The sequence below is a fragment of the Rhizobium sp. 42MFCr.1 genome (assembly GCF_000377185.1).
Classification (GTDB): domain Bacteria; phylum Pseudomonadota; class Alphaproteobacteria; order Rhizobiales; family Rhizobiaceae; genus Rhizobium; species Rhizobium altiplani.
The window spans coordinates 134,070-151,668 of the sequence record NZ_KB897826.1; the positions used below are offsets into that span (position 1 = coordinate 134,070).

Sequence of the window (17,599 nt, forward strand, 5' to 3'; positions counted from 1 at the left end):
GGCGAAGTCGGCTTGCCATCGATGGTGCGCCTCTTTTATGGTCGGCCGCCCAAGATGGAGACCCCGATGGCAGATCTTTCCGCATTTCCGATCACGACGCGCTGGCCAGCAGCGAACCCGGATATCATCCAGCTTTACTCGTTGCCAACCCCGAACGGCGTGAAGATATCGATTGCGCTTGAAGAGCTTGGCTTGTCCTATGAACCGCATCTGATCTCGTTCAGCACGAACGACCAGAAGTCGCCGGAATTCGTATCGCTCAATCCCAATGGCCGCATCCCGGCAATCATCGATCCCAATGGCCCCGATGGAAAGCCGATCGGCATTTTCGAATCCGGTGCCATCCTGCTCTATTTGGCAGAGAAGACAGGCAAACTCATTCCATCAGATACAGCCGGGCGCTACGAGACGATCCAGTGGGTCTTCTTCCAGATGGCCGGTATCGGACCGATGTTCGGACAGTTCGGGCACTTCTACAAATTCGCGGCCGATAAGGTTGCCAACAACTCGTATCCGATGGAGCGCTACCGCGACGAATCAAAGCGGCTTCTGAGCGTACTGGAAGCACGCCTCCAGGGTCGCCAGTGGATCATGGGCGATCTCTACACGATCGCCGATATCGCCACTTTCCCGTGGCTCCGCGGTGCAGACATCTTCTACGGCGGGCGTGAGGTGTTGGATTATAAGAGCTTCCCGGCCGTGATGGACTGGCTAGAGCGCTGCATCGCCCGGCCGGCCTCGGAAAAGGGGTTGAATATCCCGGCACGGCCTGCGTAAATCTGAGGCAAATATGCAAAAAGCCGGTCCAAAAGGCCGGCTTTTTTCATGTGCGGGAGCGTCTATTGGCGCCTGGCAAACTCGCCGCCGGTATTCGTCTTGAAACGAGGGAAGATGAAAACACCGAGCATGCTGCCGTGATTAGCATCGTCGTGGCCGTTCGACTCGCCCATGCAGAACAACGGCTGACGGAAGCCATTCGACATCATGATGGTGGTCGAGAAACAGAAGGATGAGGAGAGCGTCGCAGCCTGCTCGAAGAGTTCCAGGATGTGATCGTGATCCTTCGGATCGTAGCAGCGCATGAGGCTCAGAAGCCCGCATACCCGCGCCGGGAGTCCGTGCAGCAGGGCGCTCCATTCCTTGAGGCGGATCACGCCGCTGGACAGGTCTCCGACCCAGGTTTCCGAAATGGAAAACTGCGCCAGCATTTCAGGATCATGATTGCTGATATCCAGTGAGCCCGGCATAAGCGGTGCAGCGGCGTTGGTTCTCGCGATTTTGAACAAATTTTTCCCCAGCGTAGGTGCGGCTTCCCCCGCCGCACGTCCGGCAAAAATGAGCAGGTTCATGTTGCACCGCGCATCATGCTCGGGCGACCGGGAAATGGGGTCTGGATTGCCGGTTCTTCTCACGGAACCGCTTCCAATTTCACGGGGGCGTTACTCAACTTCTAATATATTTTTCGGGAGGGGGTTGTCCCGAATCCTACGTCGCATTCTCGTGGCCAGGATCGATGCGCATCGTGACCCATCGGCTGATGACACGCGCCGAATGCGAGGGGATTTATAGGCACTTTCATGCAAACGGCAATCCGCTTTTTGCATAATGCCGATCGCTACTGTGAGTGGAAAAACAACCGTGAAAGTATGGGGGACGCGAAAAAGAGCAAAAAAATGCGCAGCTGCCGAAGTGTAACCGGTTTCAATGCTCTCCTGAGCTCTGAAATGTGCATAAAATTGCAGCGAACGGATAACACAGCTTTTGGAAGAAATAATGCAGGCTCACAAGCTCTGCGAAAGCTTCGCCGAATGCGAGGCGCATTCAGATATGCGGTTAAACGTTTCACCTGACGATTGAAAAAGCTCACCTGGCGAATCATGCGCCGGAACGAAAAAGGGCGGTCCGAAGACCGCCCTTCCTATTTCCGGGAAAACCAGGAGATAGATCGGTGAAGCTTTATGGACGCTTCAGCGATAGGCTTTCGCCTATCACATCATGTCCATGCCGCCCATGCCGCCCATGCCGCCCGGCATGCCAGCCGGAGCGTCCTTCTTCGGCAGCTCGGCGATCATGGCTTCGGTGGTGATCAGCAGCGAAGCAACCGAAGCTGCGTCTTGCAGAGCCGTGCGAACAACCTTGACCGGGTCGACGATACCCATGGCGATCATGTCGCCGTATTCGCCGGTCTGGGCGTTGTAACCGAAGTTGTCCTGACCCTTCTCGAGGATCTTGCCAACAACGATCGATGCTTCGTCACCAGCGTTCTCGGCGATCTGACGGGCCGGAGCCTGCAGAGCGCGGCGAACGATGTTGATGCCAGCTTCCTGGTCGTCGTTCTCGCCCTTGACGGAGATCTTGGCGGAGGAACGCAGCAGGGCAACGCCGCCGCCCGGTACGATACCTTCCTGAACAGCAGCGCGCGTCGCGTTGAGCGCGTCGTCGATGCGGTCCTTCTTTTCCTTCACTTCGACTTCCGTCGAACCGCCGACGCGGATGACTGCAACGCCACCAGCGAGCTTAGCAAGACGCTCCTGCAGCTTTTCGCGGTCGTAGTCGGAGGTGGTTTCTTCGATCTGGGCCTTGATCTGGGCAACGCGGCCTTCGATGTCGGACTTGGCGCCCGAACCGTCGACGATCGTCGTGTTTTCCTTGGAGATCGAAACCTTCTTGGCGCGGCCGAGCATGTCGAGGGTAACCGACTCGAGCTTGATGCCGAGGTCTTCGGAGATGACAGTGCCGCCCGTGAGGATCGCGATGTCTTCGAGCATGGCCTTGCGGCGATCTCCGAAGCCAGGAGCCTTGACAGCAGCAATCTTCAGGCCGCCACGCAGCTTGTTGACGACGAGCGTAGCAAGAGCTTCGCCTTCGACGTCTTCAGCGATGATGAGGAGCGGCTTGCCGGTCTGAACGACAGCTTCGAGAACCGGGAGCATGGCCTGGAGGTTCGAGAGCTTCTTCTCGTGCAGGAGGATGAAGGCGTCTTCGAGATCAGCGATCATCTTTTCCGGGTTGGTGACGAAGTACGGGCTGAGGTAGCCGCGGTCGAACTGCATGCCTTCGACGACTTCGAGTTCGGTTTCAGCGGTCTTGGCTTCTTCGACGGTGATAACGCCTTCGTTGCCGACCTTCTGCATTGCTTCAGCAATGTCGAGACCGATCTGCTTTTCGCCGTTTGCGGAGATCGTGCCGACCTGGGCAACTTCTTCCGAGGTGTTGATCTTCTTGGCCTTGGCCTGGAGATCCTTCACGACTTCAGCAACAGCGAGGTCAATGCCGCGCTTCAGGTCCATCGGGTTCATGCCGGCTGCAACAGCCTTGGCGCCTTCGCGAACGATCGCCTGAGCGAGAACCGTTGCGGTCGTCGTGCCGTCGCCGGCGATGTCGTTGGTCTTCGAAGCAACTTCGCGGACCATCTGGGCGCCCATGTTTTCGAACTTGTCTTCCAGTTCGATTTCCTTGGCGACCGAAACGCCGTCCTTGGTGATGCGCGGAGCGCCGAAGGACTTGTCGATGATGACGTTACGACCCTTCGGGCCGAGCGTTACCTTCACTGCGTCAGCGAGAATGTCGACGCCACGCAGCATCTTTTCGCGCGCGGTGCGGCCGAATTTGATTTCTTTAGCTGCCATGATTGAAACTCCTGAATTCGAGTTGTCCGGGCTATGGGCCCGTAGCTAAAATCGGAAAGGGGAAAAACGGCTGATTAGCCGATGATGCCCATGATGTCGGCTTCCTTCATGATCAGAAGGTCTTCGCCGTTGATCTTGACTTCAGTGCCGGACCACTTGCCGAACAGAACGCGATCGCCAGCCTTGACGTCGAGAGCGACGACCTTGCCGGACTCGTCACGAGCGCCGGAACCGACGGCGACGATTTCGCCTTCCTGCGGCTTTTCCTTGGCGGTGTCGGGAATGATGATGCCGCCCTTGGTCTTTTCTTCGGACTCAACGCGACGGACAACGACGCGATCGTGAAGGGGGCGGAAATTGGTGCTTGCCATTGTCTAATCCCTCGATCAAATGACACTCGCAGGCCGAGAGCGGCCCGCACGGATGGGTGTTAGCACTCGTGCTTGGTGAGTGCTAGCGAGGCAGCATTTAGGAGTGGCCCAACGGGGAGTCAAGAACGGCCGCAATTTTTCTTCGCCGTCCTCACAAACAGCCTTAACAGCAAATCCTTGTCGGAAGTGCGACAGGTTGCGTTCTCTCCGAGATTTCCGAACGTCCTGAAGCTGGAGAGCTTTTGTATCCCCGGAACGTTTGCGGCACCCGCGGGGCGAGTGGCGTCAGGATTGCCGCGCATACACGCCGATGGTATCGAGCAGCTTGGGGCAGGGGGCGGCAACCGTGAACAAAACGATCGCGGCGGACGAAATCATAGCGGTACCGACACTTGGGGAGGCGGCGCGTGTATGGGCGCGCATCGGCTGCTTGGGCTTCGGCGGGCCGGCCGGTCAGATCGCCCTGATGCACACGACGATTGTCGATGAGAAGCGCTGGATTTCCGAGGAGCGCTTCCTGCACGGATTGAATTTCTGCATGCTGCTGCCTGGCCCGGAGGCTCAGCAACTGGCCACCTATATCGGCTGGCTGATGCACGGCGTGCGCGGCGGCCTCATTGCCGGCTTGTTGTTTGTATTGCCGGGCTTCCTTGTCATCCTGATGCTGTCGAGCCTCTACGCCGTCTTTCAGGAGGCCGCGTGGCTTCCCGCGCTTTTCTTCGGAGCAAAGGCTGCCGTTTTGGCAATCGTCATCGAGGCCTTGCTCCGGGTGCGGCGCCGAGCGCTGAGGGAGCGCTTTCATTATTATGTGGCCGGAGCGTCGTTCCTGGCTCTCTTCTTCCTGAACTTGCCGTTTCCTCTGGTTATCATCCTGGCCGGAGCAGCAGGCTTGTTATGGATGAAGTATTCCAAGCGTCGATTGGCAGCGCCGGTCTTGCCGCAAGCCTCTTCGCGCACGCATTTTCCCGCGGTTACGACGCATGTGATCGCAAGGCCTCTTGTGGTGCTCGTGTTCTGGATCCTTGTCTGGCAGTCGCCACTCTTTTTCATTCGCGGCCTCGATGTACCGACGGACCTGATCGCCGAAACCCTGAGCGGCGAAACCAATGTTTTCGGCGCGGTCTTCATCTTCTTCTCCAAGATGGCCGTCATCACCTTCGGAGGCGCGTACGCCGTCCTCTCCTATGTCGGCCAGGTCGCCGTCGGCCATTACGCCTGGCTTCAGCCGGCCGAGATACTCGATGGACTGGCACTTGCCGAGACGACGCCCGGGCCACTTGTTCTTGTTCTCTGTTTTGTCGGATTTCTCGCCGGCTATCGCAACCCGCTCGCCATGGCGCCGCTTGCCGGGGGCTTCCTTGGTGCTTTCCTCGCCGGCTGGGCGACCTTCGTGCCGAGCTTCATCTGGATCTTCGCCGGGGCTCCCTACATCGAGAAGCTGCGCAGCAACGAAAACCTCTCGTCGGCCCTTTCGGCGATCACCGCGGCGGTAGTCGGCGTCATCCTCAACCTTGCCCTTTGGTTCGGTCTGCACGTGCTCTTCGCCGAAGTTGGCCGTGCCGCACTCCTGTCCGGGAAAACCGGTCTGCCAATCGTCAGCGTCGCATGGCCGGAGTGGCGGACCCTCGATATCGCGGCGCTTGGGATCTTTGTAATGGCGTGCGTGATGCTCTTCCGATTCGAGAAGGGCCTCCTGACGATACTTGCTGTGTCGACTGCCGCAGGCCTGCTAATCAAAACGGGCGAGGCCCTTCTCTAATCGACGAGCACAGTTTTTTGCCGTTGCTCACTGCAAAATGCCTTGCCATCCCGGCATGCCTTTGCGATGTCACCTTGACTTAACGACAGCGGGAAATCGGAATGGCCAAGCGGATCGAGAACTTTGCAGAAATCACCAGCCACTACGACGCGGTGTTCTGCGATGTCTGGGGCGTCTTGCACAATGGAGTCGATCCCTTTCCCAAGGCGGCTGCGGCGCTGGAAGCAGCGCGCGGCGAGGGGCTAACCGTCGTTCTCATCACCAATTCGCCGCGCATCGCTCCGCAGGTCGTGACGCAGCTTCGCCAGATCGGCATCCAGGATGGCGCCTATGACCGCATCGTCACATCGGGCGACGTCACGCGGGGCCTGATCGCCGAGGGTCCGAAGAAGGTATTTCTGCTTGGACCGGATCGCGACGAGGCGATCATCGAGGGCCTTGGTGTCGAGCGCGTCGAGGCCAAGGATGCGGACTCGGTCGTCTGCACGGGCTTCTTCGACGACGAAACCGAGACCCCGGAAGACTACACCAAGATGCTGAAGGCATTTCAGGCGCGTGGCGTGCCGATGATCTGTGCCAATCCCGATCTGGTTGTCGAGCGCGGCCACAAGATCATCCCCTGCGCCGGCGCGATGGCGGCATATTACAATCAGCTCGGTGGCCAAACGCGCATTGCCGGCAAGCCGCACAAGCCGATCTACGAGGCCGTGCTATCTGCCGCCCGCGAAGCCCACGGGGACTTTCCGCTGAACCGTGTGCTTGCGATCGGAGACGGTATGCCGACCGATGTTCGCGGCGCTCTCGATTACGGGCTTGATCTCCTCTATATCAGCGGCGGCATCCACGCGACGGAATATACGCTGAATGGAGTGACCGACGAGGCGATCCTCACCGCCTATCTGGAGCGCGAAAGAGCGACGCCGAAGTGGTGGATGCCCCGCCTCGCATAACGAGCCTCGCAAGAGAAAAGCCAGCCGATGACCGTTTTTCACCGCAACGAAACCCGCGAACCCCTGCCGGCCCATCTGCATGGCGGCGTGATTGCCATCGGCAACTTCGACGGTGTGCATCGGGGCCATCAGTCCGTGCTCAACCGGGCCTTGGAGATATCGAGGCAGCGGGGCATTCCGGCACTGGTCCTGACGTTTGAGCCACATCCCCGCACTGTCTTCCGCCCGGAGCAGCCGGTCTTTCGCTTGACGCCGGCGCCGCTCAAGGCGCGCATCCTCGAAGCGATCGGCTTCAATGCCGTCATCGAATATCCCTTCGACCGGGAGTTCTCACAGCGCTCGGCGGACGATTTCATCCATTCGATCCTCAAGGATTGGCTCAGCGCATCCGAGGTCGTGACCGGCTTCAACTTTCATTTCGGCCGCGGCCGGGAAGGCGGCCCGGCCTTCCTGATGGATGCCGGCCAGAAATACGGCTTTGGCGTGACGCTGATCGACGCGTTTCGTGACGAGAATACCGACGTCGTCTCCTCGAGCCACGTTCGCGAATTGTTGAGGGATGGCAATGTCAGCGAGGCGGCAGCGATGCTCGGCTATCACTATACGGTGGAAGCTGAAGTCATCGGCGGCGAGAAGCTTGGCCGTCAGCTCGGCTTTCCGACCGCGAATATGCGGTTGCCCGCCGAAGCAGACATTCAGGCGGGCATCTATGCCGTGCGCTTCCGCCTTGCCGATGGGACGCTCTATGATGGTGTCGCCAGCTACGGTCGCCGACCGACGGTCACCGACAATGGCGCGCCACTGCTCGAGACGTATCTCTTCGATTTCAGCGGCGACCTCTACGGGCAGCTCTGCTCCGTGTCCTTCCTCGGCTATCTGCGCCCGGAACTGAAGTTCGATGGCCTCGACCCCCTCGTGGAGCAGATGAACCGCGACAAAGAGGAGGCGAGTGCGCTGCTGACAGGCGTACAGCCGCTCGGCGAGCTCGACCGCAAGATCTGCTTCGCCTGAAGGTTCAGACGCTTTCGAAAATTGCGGCCCTTTCGGGACGACGGCCGTTGCCGTGTGGGGGCAGGGGTCTATGTCATCTGTTTGATTAGACGCGGATTCGCTGCGCCCCCAAGCACCGAAAGGCAATCATCAAATGGATAAAAGGTTTGGAACAGCAGCCTGCTGGCTGCTCATCATTCCCTATATCGGGCTCCTTTGGGTTCCCTTCTACAACTTTCACGACCCGGTTCTCTTCGGTTTCCCATTCTTCTACTGGTATCAGCTCGCCTGGGTGCCGGTTACCGCTTTCCTGACCTGGATCGCCTACCGGAGCATGCGCAATGACGACTGAACTCAACACCACCGCGCTTGCCGTCTTCGTTTTCTTCTTCGTGCTCGTCACGGTGATGGGGTTTGTCGCCACCCACTGGCGAAGGCCGAAGACGCTTGCCCATATCGACGAGTGGGGCCTTGGCGGCCGCAGCTTCGGCATCTGGATCACCTGGTTTCTGGTCGGCGGCGACTTCTACACCGCCTACACGGTCATCGCTGTTCCGGCACTGGTCTATACGGTTGGCGCCTACGGCTTCTTCGCGCTGCCCTACACCATTATTGTCTATCCCTTCGTCTTCATGGTCATGCCGCTCCTTTGGCAGCGGGCGAAAGACTTCGGCTACGTGACCGCCGGTGACGTGGTCCATGGCCAATACGGATCACGGGGTCTGGAGCTTGCCGTCGCCGCAACCGGTGTCATCGCCACGATGCCATACATCGCGCTGCAGCTCGTCGGCATGACCGCCGCGCTGAAGGCGCTGGGGCTGCATGGCGAGGTACCGCTGGCGATCGCCTTCATTGTGCTGGCGCTCTACACCTATTCGGCTGGCCTGCGGGCGCCGGCACTGATCGCCTTCGTCAAGGACATCATGATCTACATCGTGGTGATCGCCGCCGTGGCGCTCATTCCCTCGAAGCTTGGCGGCTATGCCAATGTCTTTGCTGCCGCTGATGCCGCGTTCCAGGCAAAGGGCTCCGGCAGCCTGCTTCTTCAGCCCAACCAGTATGTCGCCTACGCGACGCTGGCCCTCGGCTCGGCGCTTGCGGCCTTCATGTATCCGCATACGCTGACTGGCATCTTCGCCTCCAACAGCGGCAACACCATCCGCAAGAATGCTGCGTTGCTGCCGGCCTATACACTGCTGCTCGGCCTTCTGGCACTGCTCGGCTACATGGGACATGCCGCAGGCTTGAAGCTGGACAACGCCAACGATGTCGTGCCGGCGCTCTTCCAGACGCTGTTCCCGAGTTGGTTCGCGGGCTTCGCCTTCGCGGCGATTGCGATCGGTGCGCTGGTACCGGCGGCGGTGATGAGCATCGGCGCGTCCAACCTCTTCACCCGCAATTTCTGGAAGGCCTATGTCAATCCTCAGGTGACGGATGCCGGCGAGGCAAAGGTCGCGAAGGTGACGTCGCTCGTCGTCAAGGTCGGCGCGCTTCTTGTCATCCTTTTCCTGCCGACCCAATTCGCGCTCGACCTTCAGCTTCTCGGCGGCGTCTGGATCCTCCAGACGTTTCCGGCGCTGGTCTTCGGCCTCTACACCAATTGGTTCCGCGCGCCCGGTCTGATCGCAGGCTGGTTCGTCGGCTTCTTCGGTGGCACGCTCTTCGTCTGGATCAACGGCCTGAAACCGCTGCAGCCTGTCACCATCGGAGAGACCTCGTTTACCGTCTATATCGGCCTGCTGGCATTGGCGTTGAACGTCATCGTCGCCGTCATCGTCAATGTGCTGATCCCGGCAAAAGTGACGGCGCGCGCCTGATCGTCCCCCGAAAACAGAAGCCGCGGGCGGGCAAGTTCGCGGCTTTTCAATGCGATGACCTCATGGAATCCCTCTTCCTTTTCCCTGCAAAAGCGCCTATGAACCGGCGCGATGAACAAGTTCCGGCTGGCGATCACGATACGAATTATCGGCCCGGCCTTCCGCGCGCGCTAAGCGGCCGGAAGGTCCGGGTTTTCGGCGCTTGGACGACGAGCGCCTCCGTCACCAATTTTCAAGCCCGTTGCGCCCGCTCCCGTGGCGCCTAGAGACGATTGCTAGACATGACCGATACAGCCGAAAAAGTTGACTATTCGAAGACCCTCTATCTGCCGGAAACAGACTTCCCGATGCGCGCCGGTCTGCCGCAGAAGGAGCCGGAAACCGTTGCCCGCTGGCAGCAGATGGGCCTCTACAAGAAGTTGCGCGCTTCCGCCGCCGGCCGCGAAAAGTTCGTGCTCCACGATGGCCCTCCCTATGCCAACGGCAACATCCACATCGGCCACGCGCTGAACAAGATCCTCAAGGACGTCATCAACCGCTCGTTCCAGATGCGCGGTTTCGACGCCAACTACGTTCCCGGCTGGGACTGCCATGGCCTCCCGATCGAATGGAAGATCGAGGAAAAGTACCGCGAGAAGGGCAAGAACAAGGACGAGGTTCCGGTCAACGAATTCCGCCAGGAATGCCGTGACTTTGCCGCCAGTTGGATCAAGGTGCAGTCGGAGGAATTCAAGCGCCTCGGCATCGAGGGAGACTTCGACAACCCCTACACCACTATGAACTTCCACGCTGAATCGCGCATCGCCGGCGAACTCCTGAAGATCGCGAAGTCCGGCCAGCTCTATCGCGGCTCCAAGCCGATCATGTGGTCGGTCGTCGAGCGCACGGCGCTCGCGGAAGCCGAAGTCGAATACGCCGATGTCGAAAGCGACATGATCTGGGTGAAGTTCCCGGTGGCTGACGGCCCCAACGAACTCAAGGACGCCTTCGTGGTGATCTGGACGACGACGCCGTGGACGATCCCGGGCAACCGCGCGATCGCCTATTCCTCGCGGTATAGCTACGGCCTCTACGAGGTCGAAACGGCCGAGAACGACTTCGGACCGCAGCCCGGTGAACGGCTGATCTTCGCCAAGCGTCTCGCAGAAGAGTCGGCCGCGAAGGCGAAGGTGACCCTCAAGTTCGTCCGCGATGTCGCGGCGGCGGAATTTGCCGCGATCACCTGCGCACACCCTCTGCATGGCCTTGGCGGTGGCTATCACTTTGAAGTGCCGCTCCTCGACGGCGACCATGTCACCGACGAGACGGGCACCGGCTTCGTCCACACCGCGCCGAGCCATGGTCGCGAAGACTTTGACGCCTGGATGGACAACGCCCGGGCACTCGAAGCGCGCGGCATTTCGTCCGCGATCCCGTTCCCGGTCGACGATGCCGGCTTCTTCACGGCCGACGCGCCCGGCTTCGGTCCGGACGCCGAGGGCGGTGCTGCTCGCGTCATCGACGACAAGGGCAAGAAGGGCGATGCCAACGAGCGTGTCATCAAGGGGCTGATCGGTCGCCATGCGCTGTTTGCGCGCGGCCGCCTCAAGCACTCCTATCCGCATTCCTGGCGTTCGAAGAAGCCGGTCATCTTCCGCAACACGCCGCAGTGGTTTGTCTACATGGACAAGGAACTCGGCGACGGCTCGACGCTGCGTTCGCGCGCATTGAACGCGATCGACGCAACCCGCTTTGTGCCGGGAGCCGGCCAGAACCGCCTGCGCGCCATGATCGAACAGCGCCCCGATTGGGTCCTGTCGCGTCAGCGCGCCTGGGGCGTGCCGATCTGCCTGTTCGTCGATGATGACGGCGGCATCCTGCAGGATGATGCCGTCAACGCCCGCATCCTGAAAGCCTTCGAGAACGAGGGCGCCGATGCCTGGTTCGCCAATGGTGCTCGCGAGCGCTTCCTGGGCGAGAAGGCGAATCAGCCCTGGACGCAGGTGATGGACATCCTCGACGTCTGGTTTGACTCGGGCTCGACCCACACCTTCACGCTGGAAGATCGTCCCGACCTGAAATGGCCGGCCGATGTCTATCTCGAGGGATCGGACCAGCACCGTGGCTGGTTCCACTCGTCACTGCTGGAAAGCTGCGCGACGCGCGGCCGTGCGCCTTACAATGCCGTCGTCACCCATGGCTTCACCATGGATGAGAAGGGCGAAAAGATGTCGAAGTCCAAGGGCAACACCGTCACCCCGCAGGAGGTGATGAAGGATGCCGGCGCAGACATCCTCCGTCTTTGGGTCATGACGACGGACTATTGGGAAGACCAGCGCCTCGGCAAGGCGATCATTCAGACGAATATCGACGCCTATCGCAAGCTGCGCAACACGATCCGCTGGATGCTCGGCACGCTGGCACACGACAAGGGCGAGGTTATTGCGCTTGCCGATCTGCCGGAACTCGAGCAGCTGATGCTGCATCGTCTGGCGGAACTCGATCAGCTCGTCCGCGAAAGCTACGACGCCTTCGAGTTCAAGAAGATTGCCCGCGGGCTCATCGACTTCGCCAACGTCGAGCTGTCGGCCTTCTACTTCGACGTCCGCAAGGATGCGCTCTACTGTGATGCGCCGTCGAGCCTGCGCCGTCGTTCGGCCCTGCATGTCATTCGCACCATCTTCGAATGCATGGTGACCTGGCTGGCGCCGATGCTGCCGTTTACGACGGAAGAGGCCTGGCTGTCGCGCAATTCTTCGGCTGTATCGGTTCACCTCGAGCTGTTCCCGACCATTCCGGCCGAATGGAAGAACGAGGCACTCGCCGAGAAGTGGAAGAAGATCCGCGCCGTTCGTACGGTCGTTACCGGCGCGTTGGAAATCGAGCGCAAGGACAAGCGCATCGGCTCTTCGCTGGAGGCTGCCCCGGTTGTCCACGTCGCCGATGCGGAGCTCCTGAAGGCACTTGAGGGTCAGGACTTCGAGGAAATCTGCATCACTTCGGGCATCGTCGTAGACAGCGCCGAAGGACCGGCAGATGCCTTCCGTCTACTCGAGGTTTCAGGTGTCAGCGTCGAGCCGAAACTGGCCGAAGGCACCAAGTGCGCTCGCTCCTGGCGGATCACCACGGATGTCGGCTCCGATCCCGCCTATCCGGACGTCTCGGCCCGTGATGCGGCTGCATTGCGCGAACTATCGGTGCAAAACTGAAGAATATTGCCGGGTGAATTGCCTAACGGTGGTTCATCCGGTAAAAGCTGCCTGAAAATGGCCGGATTTTTGCGTCAGGGGGACGATTGTCCGGTAGGGCGAAGATTGCACCGGCATGGCTGGAAGGGTTTTCATGTTATCAACGCGTTGGTTCCGTTTGGGCGTCTGCCTGACCGTCGCCGTGGCAGGCGGCTCGCTGATTTCCGGCTGCGTGGGGAGCCCGCGCTACGGAACAGACAAGACCGCCATGGAACAGCTGACCGACGACATTGGTCAGTCCGTTTCTCTCACCGGCGACGGTCCGAAGAACAAGGGCGTCAAGTACAGCGCTCGTCCGGGCCTCGTTCTGCCGTCCGCAGCAGCCAAGCAAACCCTCGCCGAGCCGCAGCAGACCATCGCCAGCAAGGATAATCCGCAGTGGATCGAATCCCCGGAAGAAACGCGCGCCCGTCTGGTCAAGGAAGCTGACGAAAACAGCGACAACCCGAACTATCGCTCGCCGCTCGCAAGCGACAAGGTTGAAGGTGGTCGGCAAACGACTGAGGCCCAGACCAAGGCTTATCGCGAGGCTCGCGCCGCCCAGAAGGGTACCTATACAGATCGCCGCTACATCTCGGATCCGCCAACCGAATATCGCGCGGTCGACGATCCGGCAAAGCTGGACGATCTCGGCGAACCGGAGCTGAAGAAGGCGAAGAAGAAGAAAAAGGAAGCTGCGATCGCCGGTACCGGCAAGCAGTGGTGGAATTTCCTCCAGTAAGGTTTCAAGCGGGGCAGTCAGCCCCGCTTTGCTTTTGCCCACCTGTCAATCAGCAAGGCGTCCAGAAACTGGCAGGCTAGGAAGATCCTGCGGGCGGCCCGATCTTCGTGCTCCTGTTACGGCATATCCCGCTTCTGCGCGAAGAATGTCCGAAGGATTTCGGTGGATGTCGTTTCTTGCAAGCCGGAATAAACGTCCGGGGCGTGATGGCAGGTAGGTTGCTGGTAGAAGCGCACGCCGTTGTCGACGGCGCCACCCTTAGGGTCTTCCGCGCCATAATAGAGCCTGCGAATGCGCGCGAAGGATATGGCCGCCGCGCACATCGTACAGGGTTCCAGCGTGACGTAGAGGTCGGCGCCGGTCAGCCGTTCCTGACCAAGCTCTTCGCAAGCCATTCGAATGACGGCGACTTCGGCATGGGCGGTCACGTCGTTAAGCTCGCGCGTACGGTTGCCTGACGCGGCGACCACGGCCCCGTCAATCACCAGAACCGCTCCGATCGGCACCTCGCCACGCTCTCGGGCGGCGCGGGCCTGGTCCAGCGCCAGCTCCATAAATTGATTTGTCTTCACGATCCGACAATTTCCACTTAACCGCAGGGGCGCGACCTGATAGGAAGGCCCGAAAAGGCAGGCAAACAACAAATGACATTCAAAGACAAGCCAAAACGGCCAGGCGGCAAGCCATCCCCGCGCAATGCCGGCCCAAAATCCGGTGCCAAGCCGGCAAAGGCGCTCGTCGAGACCGAGGCGGACGACGTCGCCGAGGGCGATGCCAAGGCCGAGCGCATCTCGAAAGTGATGGCGCGCGCCGGCGTCGCATCGCGCCGCGATATCGAGCGCATGATCATGGACGGCCGCGTCAAGCTGAACGGCAAGCTCCTCGACACGCCCGTCGTCAACGTCACCTTGGCCGACAAGATCGAGGTGGACGGCGTTCCGATCCGCGGGATCGAGCGCACACGACTCTGGCTTTATCACAAGCCCGCTGGCCTCGTGACCACCAACATGGACCCGGAGGGACGGCCGACGGTTTTCGATAACCTGCCGGAAGACCTGCCGCGCGTCATGTCGATTGGCCGCCTCGACATCAACACCGAGGGTCTGCTGCTTCTGACCAACGATGGTGGCCTCGCCCGCGCGCTGGAACTGCCGACGACGGGCTGGCTACGCCGCTACCGCGTGCGCGCCCACGGCGAGATCGACCAGGACGCGCTGGACAAGCTCAAGGACGGCATTGCCGTCGATGGTGTCCTCTACGGCGCAATCGAAGCGACCCTCGATCGCACGCAGGGCTCGAACGTCTGGCTCACCATGGGCCTGCGCGAAGGCAAAAACCGCGAAATCAAGAACGTGCTCGGCGCGCTCGGTCTCGACGTCAACCGTCTGATCCGCATTTCTTACGGCCCCTTCCAGCTCGGTGACCTGCCGGAGCGCGACGTCGTCGAAGTGCGTGGCCGCACCTTGCGCGACCAGCTTGGCCCGCGCCTGATCGAGGACGCGAAGGCCAATTTCGACGCGCCGATCTACAACACGCCTGCTGTTGTTGCCGAGGAAGAGCCGGAAGCGAAGCCGGAGCGCCGCGAACGCCCCCGCAAGCCTGAGGACAAGCGCGAGCGTGCGCTGAGCCGCCTCGACACCAAGCGGGACGACCGCCGTGATGACCGTCGCGATGGTGGCCGCATGGACGATGATCGCCCGAAGCGCCCCGCGCTCGGCAGCCGCCGCAACGCCAATGTCTGGATGGCGCCGGGCGCCCGACCGCTCGGCGAAAAGGCGGCCGCCAAGGCCGAGAAGAATGCGAAGACCGCCCGCAAACGCGGCGAGGCTCCGGGTTCCGCAAAGCCCGAGCGCTCGAGTCACGGCGACGACCGGCCGCGCGTTCAGATCAACCGCGCCCGCGATGACGAGGGCGAGTGGATCCGTTCCAGCGAGATCGTTCGCAAGCCGAAGGATGAAGGCGACGAGGGCTTCGGCCGGAAGCGCTCTTTCGGGGATCGTCCGGCTCGCGGTGAGCGGTCCTTTGGTGACCGCCCGGCGCGCGGCGAACGTTCGTTTGGCGACCGTCCCGCCCGCAGCGACAGACCGCACGGCGATCGCCCTTCGCGTGGCGACCGTCCCTTCGGTGACCGCCCTCGCGGGGATCGCAAGCCGCGCGAAGAGGGTGACGAGCGTCCGCGTTCATTTGGGGATCGTCCCCGTGGCGACCGCCCGTTTGGCGACAAGCCACGCGGCGATCGGCGCCCCCGCGCCGAGGGCGACGAGCGTCCTCGCGCCAAGAGCTTCTCGGGCGAGGCCCGTTCGGAGCGTCCGGCCGGCAAGTCCTTTGGTGACAAGCCGCGCGGCAAGAGCTTCGGCGGCAAACCCGGCGGCGGCAAGAATTTCTCCGGCAAGCCGAAGGGCGACAGGCCGGGCGGCGGTGGCAAGCCTTCGGGCGGGCCGTCGCGGGGTGGACCGAAAGGAAAGGGAATGACGCGCGGTGCGGATCGTCGGCGGTGAATTTCGCGGACGGCCGCTTGCCGTACCGAAGTCAAACGACATCCGGCCGACAGCCGACCGGACGCGTGAGAGCCTGTTCAATATTCTGAGCCATGCCTATCCGGAATGCGTCGACGGCACCCGGATACTGGATCTCTTTGCCGGCACCGGCGCCGTCGGCCTCGAAGCCGTCTCCCGCGGCTGCCGCCATGCGCTATTCGTCGAAAACAGTGTCGAGGGCAGGGGCCTGCTTTGGGAAAACATCGATGCGCTCGGCCTGCATGGCAGGACGCGCATCCTGAGGCGCGACGCGACCGATCTCGGCAGCGTCGGTAATCTCGAGCCGTTCCAGATGCTGTTTGCCGACCCGCCCTATGGCAAGGGTCTCGGCGAAAAGGCGATGGCCGCCGCCGCCAAGGGCGGTTGGCTGCAACCGGGCGCGATTGCGGTTCTTGAGGAACGCGCAGACGTTGCCGTTTCGGTCGATCCTTCCTATCTGTTTTTGGAAAACCGAACGTTCGGCGATACCAAGGTTCATTTCTTCCGCTATCAGCCCGAATAAGGGCTGAGGAAATCGGGGGCAGCGGTGCAGCAGGCAGGGACGATGGAAACCGAGTTGCCTGCCCCACGCGGCATATCACGAGCTATGCCCACTGTTGCTGTTGCCTTCGGCGGAGGCGGCGCGCGCGGCCTCTCCCACATCCACATCATCGAAACGCTGGATGAGCTCGGCATTCGCCCCGTGGCGATTGCCGGATCCTCGATCGGCTCGATCATGGGCGCGGGGATGGCGGCCGGAATGACCGGCGAAGCCATCCGCGAACATGTGATGATGACGGTCGGCAACAAGGCTGCCGTTGTCAGCCGCCTGTGGGGCCTGCGACCGCAGACGGTGCGCGATGCCGTTGCCAACGGCGTGCGCATCGGCCAGTTCAATCTCGAGCGTATCCTGAAAGCCTTCCTGCCCGCCGATCTGCCGGATCGCTTCGAGGACCTCTCAATCCCGATGACAGTGACGGCGACCGATTACTACGGCCAGTGCGAGGTGCTGACGAGCGGGGGAGCGCTGCTCCCGGCGCTGGCGGCTTCCTCCGCGATCCCCGCCGTCTTCATGCCGGTGCGGCTGCACGGTCGGGTGATGATCGATGGCGGCATCAGCAATCCCGTGCCTTACGAATGCCTGATGGATCGCGCCGACATCGTCATCGGCATCGACGTCGTAGGCGCGCCGGAAGGAGATGGCGCCCACATTCCAAACCGGATGGAAAGTATCTTCGGCTCCGGCCAGCTGATGATGCAGACCGCGATTTCCCTGAAGCTGCGGCTGCAGGCGCCGCACATCTTCCTTCGCCCCGCAGTCGGGCGCATCGGCGTGATGGATTTCCTCAAGGCGCGCCAAGTCCTGTCCATGTCGGTCGGCGTCAAGGACGAACTGAAATACGCACTCGATCGGGAGATCGAGGCGCGGATCGCCTCCTAGAAGCTTCGCCCAGGCTTAGTAGCCGTTAATGCCGGCCCCACGAACCGGGCCAATCCCCGCGGGAGTTGCGTAGGTGGTATTCCCTGCGCCCGAGCCGGTGGTTGCACACCCGGAAAGGGCAAGGATCGCGATGGCCGCGACGGCCAGAAGACAGCGTAGAGGCATGGCATTGTCCTAT

Annotated in this window: 16 protein-coding genes; 11 read left to right on the forward strand and 5 right to left on the reverse strand. The window is 61.3% G+C overall.

Annotated elements, in window-relative coordinates; genetic code table 11:
- Nucleotides 1-66: 66 nt before the first annotated feature.
- Nucleotides 67-777 (forward strand): glutathione binding-like protein, encoded by a 711-nt coding sequence (locus tag C934_RS0111730; RefSeq protein ID WP_018856915.1) that lies wholly within the window; start codon nucleotides 67-69, stop codon nucleotides 775-777.
- Nucleotides 778-839: 62 nt separating this feature from the next.
- Here C934_RS0111730 and C934_RS31900 read toward each other — a convergent pair whose 3' ends face one another.
- From C934_RS31900 to groES, 3 genes are all read right to left on the reverse strand, one after another.
- A complete protein-coding gene (locus C934_RS31900; protein ID WP_037089657.1) occupies nucleotides 840-1,286 on the reverse strand; it encodes a hypothetical protein in 447 nt (148 codons plus the stop codon).
- Nucleotides 1,287-1,988: 702 nt separating this feature from the next.
- Nucleotides 1,989-3,629, reverse strand: a complete 1,641-nt coding sequence (gene groL, locus C934_RS0111740; RefSeq protein WP_018116667.1) for a chaperonin GroEL — start codon at nucleotides 3,627-3,629, stop codon at nucleotides 1,989-1,991.
- A gap of 74 nt (nucleotides 3,630-3,703) precedes the next feature.
- Nucleotides 3,704-4,000, reverse strand: coding sequence for a co-chaperone GroES (gene groES, locus C934_RS0111745; protein ID WP_004675403.1), 297 nt, complete (start codon nucleotides 3,998-4,000; stop codon nucleotides 3,704-3,706).
- A 310-nt stretch (nucleotides 4,001-4,310) separates the two neighbouring features.
- Here groES and chrA point away from each other — a divergent pair, with 310 nt between their 5' ends.
- The 7 genes from chrA to C934_RS0111785 all read left to right on the forward strand — a co-directional run bounded on the left by chrA (nucleotide 4,311) and on the right by C934_RS0111785 (nucleotide 13,464).
- Complete coding sequence (chrA, locus tag C934_RS0111750) at nucleotides 4,311-5,759, forward strand: chromate efflux transporter (RefSeq protein ID WP_018856917.1); 1,449 nt, start codon at nucleotides 4,311-4,313, stop codon at nucleotides 5,757-5,759.
- A 101-nt stretch (nucleotides 5,760-5,860) separates the two neighbouring features.
- Entirely contained in the window at nucleotides 5,861-6,709 is an 849-nt protein-coding gene (locus C934_RS0111755) for a TIGR01459 family HAD-type hydrolase (RefSeq protein ID WP_018116665.1), read from the forward strand.
- 27 nt (nucleotides 6,710-6,736) lie between these two features.
- Complete coding sequence (locus C934_RS0111760; RefSeq protein WP_018856918.1) at nucleotides 6,737-7,720, forward strand: bifunctional riboflavin kinase/FAD synthetase; 984 nt, start codon at nucleotides 6,737-6,739, stop codon at nucleotides 7,718-7,720.
- A 133-nt stretch (nucleotides 7,721-7,853) separates the two neighbouring features.
- Nucleotides 7,854-8,051 (forward strand): DUF3311 domain-containing protein, encoded by a 198-nt coding sequence (locus tag C934_RS0111765; RefSeq protein WP_018856919.1) that lies wholly within the window; start codon nucleotides 7,854-7,856, stop codon nucleotides 8,049-8,051.
- Nucleotides 8,041-9,516 (forward strand): monocarboxylate uptake permease MctP, encoded by a 1,476-nt coding sequence (mctP, locus tag C934_RS0111770; RefSeq protein WP_018856920.1) that lies wholly within the window; start codon nucleotides 8,041-8,043, stop codon nucleotides 9,514-9,516. The genes C934_RS0111765 and mctP overlap by 11 nt, the downstream gene beginning before the upstream one ends.
- Before the next feature lie 281 nt (nucleotides 9,517-9,797).
- Nucleotides 9,798-12,704 carry an isoleucine--tRNA ligase gene (gene ileS / locus C934_RS0111780; protein WP_018856921.1) on the forward strand — a complete coding sequence of 969 codons (2,907 nt, stop codon included), beginning with the start codon at nucleotides 9,798-9,800 and terminating at the stop codon, nucleotides 12,702-12,704.
- A gap of 133 nt (nucleotides 12,705-12,837) precedes the next feature.
- On the forward strand, nucleotides 12,838-13,464 hold the full coding sequence (locus tag C934_RS0111785) for a hypothetical protein (protein ID WP_018856922.1): 627 nt from the start codon (nucleotides 12,838-12,840) through the stop codon (nucleotides 13,462-13,464).
- 116 nt (nucleotides 13,465-13,580) lie between these two features.
- Here the strand turns inward: C934_RS0111785 and C934_RS0111790 are convergent, their stop codons facing one another.
- Entirely contained in the window at nucleotides 13,581-14,018 is a 438-nt protein-coding gene (locus C934_RS0111790) for a nucleoside deaminase (protein ID WP_018856923.1), read from the reverse strand.
- Between the two features lie 90 nt (nucleotides 14,019-14,108).
- On the opposite strand from C934_RS0111790, the gene C934_RS0111795 reads away from it, so the two are divergent.
- Genes C934_RS0111795 through C934_RS0111805 form a run of 3 tightly spaced genes read left to right on the forward strand, consistent with a single transcriptional unit; the run spans nucleotide 14,109 to nucleotide 17,421 of the window.
- Complete coding sequence (locus C934_RS0111795; RefSeq protein WP_018856924.1) at nucleotides 14,109-15,962, forward strand: pseudouridine synthase; 1,854 nt, start codon at nucleotides 14,109-14,111, stop codon at nucleotides 15,960-15,962.
- On the forward strand, nucleotides 15,943-16,503 hold the full coding sequence (gene rsmD / locus C934_RS0111800; RefSeq protein WP_018116136.1) for a 16S rRNA (guanine(966)-N(2))-methyltransferase RsmD: 561 nt from the start codon (nucleotides 15,943-15,945) through the stop codon (nucleotides 16,501-16,503). The genes C934_RS0111795 and rsmD overlap by 20 nt, the downstream gene beginning before the upstream one ends.
- Before the next feature lie 42 nt (nucleotides 16,504-16,545).
- A complete protein-coding gene (locus C934_RS0111805) occupies nucleotides 16,546-17,421 on the forward strand; it encodes a patatin-like phospholipase family protein (RefSeq protein WP_018856925.1) in 876 nt (291 codons plus the stop codon).
- A gap of 15 nt (nucleotides 17,422-17,436) precedes the next feature.
- Here C934_RS0111805 and C934_RS35115 read toward each other — a convergent pair whose 3' ends face one another.
- Nucleotides 17,437-17,586 (reverse strand): hypothetical protein, encoded by a 150-nt coding sequence (locus tag C934_RS35115; RefSeq protein ID WP_167354932.1) that lies wholly within the window; start codon nucleotides 17,584-17,586, stop codon nucleotides 17,437-17,439.
- Between the last annotated feature and the right edge of the window lie 13 nt (nucleotides 17,587-17,599).